6 protein-coding genes and 1 pseudogene are annotated in these 5243 nt (G+C 72.2%); all 7 read right to left on the bottom strand.

The genetic code is table 11. The annotated features are described in order from the left end of the window. Positions 1 to 161: 161 nt before the first annotated feature. Complete coding sequence (locus tag ACFXAM_RS03430; protein ID WP_380287315.1) at positions 162 to 428, bottom strand: hypothetical protein; 267 nt, start codon at positions 426 to 428, stop codon at positions 162 to 164. Between the two features lie 109 nt (positions 429 to 537). Continuing rightward, the gene (locus tag ACFXAM_RS03425; RefSeq protein WP_380287314.1) at positions 538 to 954 is read right to left on the bottom strand and encodes a hypothetical protein; all 417 of its coding nucleotides are present in this window, start codon (positions 952 to 954) and stop codon (positions 538 to 540) included. A gap of 89 nt (positions 955 to 1043) precedes the next feature. Beyond that, a complete protein-coding gene (locus ACFXAM_RS03420) occupies positions 1044 to 1298 on the bottom strand; it encodes a hypothetical protein (RefSeq protein ID WP_380287313.1) in 255 nt (84 codons plus the stop codon). A gap of 12 nt (positions 1299 to 1310) precedes the next feature. Continuing rightward, on the bottom strand, positions 1311 to 2345 hold the full coding sequence (locus tag ACFXAM_RS03415) for a phosphoadenosine phosphosulfate reductase family protein (protein ID WP_380287312.1): 1035 nt from the start codon (positions 2343 to 2345) through the stop codon (positions 1311 to 1313). Beyond that, positions 2342 to 2761, bottom strand: a complete 420-nt coding sequence (locus tag ACFXAM_RS03410; RefSeq protein ID WP_380287311.1) for a DUF317 domain-containing protein — start codon at positions 2759 to 2761, stop codon at positions 2342 to 2344. The genes ACFXAM_RS03415 and ACFXAM_RS03410 overlap by 4 nt, the downstream gene beginning before the upstream one ends. A 146-nt stretch (positions 2762 to 2907) precedes the next feature. After that, the gene (locus ACFXAM_RS03405; RefSeq protein ID WP_380287310.1) at positions 2908 to 4707 is read right to left on the bottom strand and encodes a hypothetical protein; all 1800 of its coding nucleotides are present in this window, start codon (positions 4705 to 4707) and stop codon (positions 2908 to 2910) included. Continuing rightward, positions 4704 to 5150 (bottom strand): annotated as a pseudogene (locus tag ACFXAM_RS03400) (hypothetical protein); the annotation flags it as partial. The gene ACFXAM_RS03405 and the pseudogene ACFXAM_RS03400, both read right to left, overlap by 4 nt. Between the last annotated feature and the right edge of the window lie 93 nt (positions 5151 to 5243).

The following is a 5243-nucleotide window of genomic DNA, read 5'->3' as shown; positions in this document are numbered from 1 at the left end:
TGTTTTTTTTATTATATAACTAACACACAAATACTCTTGATCCGTCGTTGGGGTGGTTGTGGTTGGTTTTTTTTCTCTCCCCACCCCACCTGCCTGTTCGCGGGTGGCCCGACTCCCCCCCCCCCCCCGCCTCATTCGCATACCCCGGAGGGCACCGTCCTTCAGCGCCCGACCAGAGCGAAGTCACCGGAGACGTCCTCGCGCACCTGGCCCGAGGCGAGGAGACGGGTGAGGCTCAGCCGTACGACGGCCGGGCGCAGGCCAAGCCGGGCGGCCAGTTCCTCGCAGGTTGCCGCCCCGTCCTCCAGCTGGCCCAGCACCGTGCGGTCGGCGTCGGAGTCAAGCCGTCGGGACACCGCCCGCACCGAGAGGACGGAGACCGCGCACACGGTGAGCGCGACCGCGGCCACCGCCGGTCTGCGCAGCACGGCCCCCCCGCGGCCTCCCCCGCGGCCTCGACGCCCGAGAGGACGGCGAGCTGGATCAACAGGATCGCCGCACGGCGCAGCCCGCGGCGGGAGATGGTCGAGGTGGTGGTCACAGAGCCTCCGGGGGAAGGGGAGCGTAGCGGGAGCGGTCGAAGAAGCTGCAGTCGGTGCGCGGCAGACGGATCAGGCATATTCGGCAAGGGAGTTCGGGTGCTGCCGGGACGATGTGGTGGTGGCAGAAGGTGCGACCGGCGCGACGGTCGCGCACCGGGTGGGCGACGACGAGTTCGGTGAGCTGCTCTGGGCTGGTCCAGCCGGAGCGCCCTTCGCGCGGGTGGGGGCGTGTGGAGCGGGAGCCGGAGTCGATGGCGCCGACTGCCACCAGGTAGAGGTCGGAGGGGGCAAGGTAGGCCAGGACGTGGTAGCGGGTGCGCTCGCCGGCACCGCTGGCCGGGCCGTAGGCGGTGCCGAAGGCGCGGGCGATGCCGACTCGGGTGCCGTGCAGATCGAGGGTTTCAGGGTCCAACGGGCCTCCGTGTTCGGGGTTCCGACGCGGGAACGGCGTCGGTGGCTGGCCGCCGGGCCGAGGCGCGGCGGCGTGCGAACGGGGGCAGGTCAGCGGAGCGGGCCGCGCTGACGAGGCAGGCGGTTGAGACGGGAGGGCTCGGCCGGGGCCGGGACCGGGACACGGCAGAGCAGGGTGTACGCGACGGCCAGATTGGTGAGCGTCAGGAGGGTGCCGACGGTCGTGGTGTCGTGCTCCCAGAAGACGTCGAAGGCGAGGTCGAGGGCGGCGGAGACGACCAGGATTCGGGCGAAGGAACAGCGGGGGTGGCAGTCGGATCGGGTTCGGGTGGTCCGGTCCGGCATCGAGGAACGGCATCAGGCCGCGATGGCGTACCGGCGGCGGTAGGAGTCGGCGGTGGCCGGGCCGACGTACCGAGCGAGGACGTCACCGATCCGCCAGTCGGTCAGCGGGCCGCGCCGGACCGCTTCGGCGTACACCTCAGCCATCGACAGGCCGGGCTTGAAACGGTGCTGCACGGCGGCTTCCAGAGCGACATACCGGGCGGCCAGGGTCAGACGCAGGCGGGCCGCGAGCACCAGGTCCTCGAACCCGGCCAAGACGCAGAAGGTACAGGAGAGCCTCCGATTTCCCATGTCGTAGGCAGGGTGGTACTCGGCGCCGGCCGCCGCGATGCTGCCCCACACCTGCGCGGTGCTGTACGCATGCACCGGGGCCCACTGCAGGACGATCCGTCGACCGTTGCTCGCACGTCGGTCGATCGACAGCAGCTCCCGCTTCGCCCGGCTCGGCGACTCCTCCGCCCGAAAGCCCATCACGCTCAGGAGCAGGGCCGGTCGTCCGAGGTCCCCGAGGTCGACGGTCGCCTCGGTGAACACCACGGCCAGCAGGTCCCGCTTGAGCGAAGAGGTGCACAGACGCCGCTGGGCGTCGGGAAACTTGCCGCGCACCTCGACCATGCCGATGAAACCGCCCGCTCGGGCACGGACGACCAACGGGACGCCGAAGAAGGAGGCATGTCGCTCCACCAGGGCCTGGGTGCCCGGCCACTCGGCCTCCCCGAGGTCAGCGTGAACCATCAGCACCCGATCCGCCGTACCGGCCCGCCGCGCCGCGCCCATCACGACGATCGCCGCCGCCAAGCTGTCCTTGCCGCCGGACGTCTGGATCAGCGTGCGGTCGGCGAGCGCGAGCAACACCGTGCTGGCGTGGCGGGACCTCGGGCAGAGACGGCACACCGTGTCCCGGACGCCGAGCACACCGGCCGGGCCGAGCCCGGTGCGCCCGCACAGGGACACCAGCGGGCCGCGGTCCGGGCAGGGCAGGTGGAGGACGGTGGAACCCGAACAGCGCACCAGGGCGACACAACTGGTCAGCGGGCGCCCCTTCATGCGGCGGAGGTAGTAGCGGTCAACGGGAGAGGCGTAGACCGGTTGACCAGCGCGGTCAGCAGGTCGAGGACGAGCTCGGCGGGGGTGTGCCGATCGAAGCGAGCACGCCACCCGGGCTGCCGGGCGGTGCCGTCCACGGCGATCAGCCACGTGTCCGCGTGCGGGTTGTCCGGCTGGTACCCCAGGTAGACCCGGGTGCACGGCGACGCGGCGTGTAGGCCGCCCTCGGCGTCAATGACCCAGGCCCAGCCATGCCGGTAGAGGAACGCGCTGACGGCGTCGGGGCTACCCTCACCGATGGGCCACTCTCGGTGGGGAATGTCGTCGCCGGGACGCGGACCACGAACGACCGGGGCGGAGATCACAACAGGCAGGGGAACGTCCTCCTTGAAGCGGGGGCTGCGGCGGTCGTCCATGTTGACTTGGACTGCCCCGATTCGCATAGTCCGTGTGGGGGTTCGCTGTCTGCTCCAGGCGAACACGACGAAGGCCCAGCCTGCGAAGGCTGGGCCTGAGAGCAGCGCTGTCCTGCGTCTGATCACCGTGGTCGCGTGATGGAGTCTCAGCGCGTCTTGCGGATGGCGGTGGTGGCGGCCTGGGCGATGGCGGCGGGGGCGTTGTCGGGCCGGGGCAGGTGGAGCAGGGTGGTCCCCGGCAGGTGTAGGGAGTTCGTGGTGAGGGTGAGCTGGAGTACGGCGCAGCCGGTGGTGGTGAGGCGGTTGATGCGGGTGAGCGCCTCGGCGGTCTCGTCCGGGTCGTAGTGGGCGTCAGTGACGACGACGAGGAGGCGGCCGGTGCCGGGGCGGCTGAGGTCGAGGCCGTGGTCGAGCGCGTCCAGGGCATCGCCGAGGTTGTGGCTGGCGCCCCGGGCGGCGAACGTTGTCACCTTGTCCGGAGCCCGGTGGGTGGGTCGGGTCAATGCTGTCAGGTCGTAGTCAAAGGCGACGGTGGCGGTGCGAGAGTCGGGGCCGGTCAGGGCAGCGGCGCGGGCCACGATCCAGGCAGCGGACGCGACGGGCCCGCAGGCGGCCGACATGGAGCCGGAGACGTCCACCGCGATGCCCACCCGCAGCGGCGGGGTGGCGCTGCTGCGGCGGCGGGTGGCGGTGAACGGCTCTGCTGTGGGGATCGACCCGCTCGCGAGCTGGGCGTCGCGGGCGAGGGCCTGGCGGACGTTGAGCCGGCCGGGCGGGGTGGGGCTGGTGGTCCGCTCCTCGGTCCGCTCACGAAAGGCCGCGGCGCGAAGCGCGCGGCTCAGGCGCGCGGCGGCGGTCTGCTCGGCGGCGGTCGGCTTGCGGGTACCGGTCACCGGGCTCCGGGATGGCCTCGGTGTGCCGCCGGGGCTGACGGTGGTTCCGCTCGGGTTGAAAACAGACCTCGCGGTGGCGGCGGCCTTGCGCCGCTGGCCGGCCTGCTGGGCGCGGCCCTGGGCCTTTGCCTCCGCTTGCGCGGCCAGGGCGTTGTCCGCGGCGGCCTGGGCCGCGGCGTCGGCGGCGTCGTTGGCGTCCATGCTGTCCATGACGACCCCTACGGCGTCGGACAGCAGATCGGTGAGGCCCTGCGGCAGGGGCAGAGAAGGGGAGACGGTGTCCAGGGCGTCGCACCACGCTTTGCCGTGCGCGAGCATGGTGGCGCCGTTGTGGTCGGCGGTTCGTTGGGCCGCGGTCCAGATGCCGGTGAGGGTGGCTAGCAGCTCGTTGCCCAGGACCTGTTCGCACAGGTCGGCGACGGCCCGGGTCTCGCCAGCGTCGAGGATGCCGGCGTCCCGGCGGCCGAGGATGAGGGCCGCCACGCTGGCCGCGTGCCTGATGCCCTGGACGCTGGGGTTGGCGATGTCGGGCATGACCAGGGTCCGGGCGCTGGTGCGCAGGAACGTGCGGTCGGTGGGCCGCCTGATCAGGTGGGCGCCCTCGACCCGGCTCTCCTCCAGCAGGAGCGCGGCCTCGACGACGCGGGGGGCCGCGCCAGTCGGCTCCACCCATACGGAGTGGGCCGAGTGGGCGGCCTCGTGGACGAACACTCCCCAGGCGGCGGGATAGCGCTCCTCATCGCCCACGATCCGCGGGTGGATCTCGTGCGGCTGGAGGGCGCCGAACAGGTCGGAGTCGAACTCGATCTCGCCGCCACGGGGGTAGTAAGCGGCCGGGGCGCCGCTGCGGGTGCCGGGGCGACAGGTGACGAGCAGATCCTGACGGCCGGACAGCGCGACCAGCCGGTCGCCGAGTTCGGCTCCCACGCGCAGCCACGCGGCCGGGGAGGAGGAGGGCTGCGCGGGCGGGGCGCCGTCGTCGTCCCAGCGCGCGAGGTCGGCGTCGTCGTCGGGCGTGGTGACGGGGGGCAGGACGTGGTGGTGGGCGCTCATCGCTGGCCCCGGCGTGCGGAGTTGGTGCTGCCCGGGGGCTGCTGGGCGGCCGTGGCGGTGGTGGCGGGGAGCTGCCGGCCGAGGGTGAGGGGTTTGATGTTCTTGATACCGGCGATCTTGCTGACGGCGGCGGCGACGACGTCGCGGTCCTCCAGGGGAGCGATCCCGATCAAGTTCGCCCACGCGGCCGGGCCGCCGAGGACAGCCTCGGTCCGTTGGAATGCGAGCAGCTCCCGCAGCTGGGGGGCCCAGCCCAGCTCACCCAGCTCGACCTGACCGGCGAGGTGCCGGGCGACCCGGACCACCCGGGCATCGACCCGCAGCGCCTGGGCGAGGTCATAATCCGTCCCGACCTGGATCTGCACGCTGAACCGGGACGCCAGCGCCTCCGTCAGGACCGCCCCGTGGACGCCGGGATTGTGGCCCGCGACCACGAAAAAGGGCTCTCCTGCTTGATGTGTGGGTCAGGCTGTTGAGGGTTGGCGTCCGGGGAGGATGGGCCGGGGGCCTGCGAGGGTCAGCATGACGAGGGCAAT

The sequence above is a fragment of the Kitasatospora sp. NPDC059462 genome, assembly GCF_042749955.1.
Classification (GTDB): Bacteria; Actinomycetota; Actinomycetes; order Streptomycetales; family Streptomycetaceae; genus Kitasatospora.
The sequence above is the reverse complement of the archived record's forward strand: the minus strand, read 5'-3'. Positions and strand labels throughout refer to the sequence as shown.

What these genes read in the sequence shown, in the direction of transcription:
- ACFXAM_RS03420 (WP_380287313.1), bottom strand. Translation starts at nt 1,298, where the DNA reads ATGCCGGACCGGACCACCCGAACCCGATCCGACTGCCACCCCCGCTGT.
- ACFXAM_RS03415 (WP_380287312.1), bottom strand. Translation starts at nt 2,345, where the DNA reads ATGAAGGGGCGCCCGCTGACCAGTTGTGTCGCCCTGGTGCGCTGTTCG.
- ACFXAM_RS03410 (WP_380287311.1), bottom strand. Translation starts at nt 2,761, where the DNA reads ATGGACGACCGCCGCAGCCCCCGCTTCAAGGAGGACGTTCCCCTGCCT.
- ACFXAM_RS03405 (WP_380287310.1), bottom strand. Translation starts at nt 4,707, where the DNA reads ATGAGCGCCCACCACCACGTCCTGCCCCCCGTCACCACGCCCGACGAC.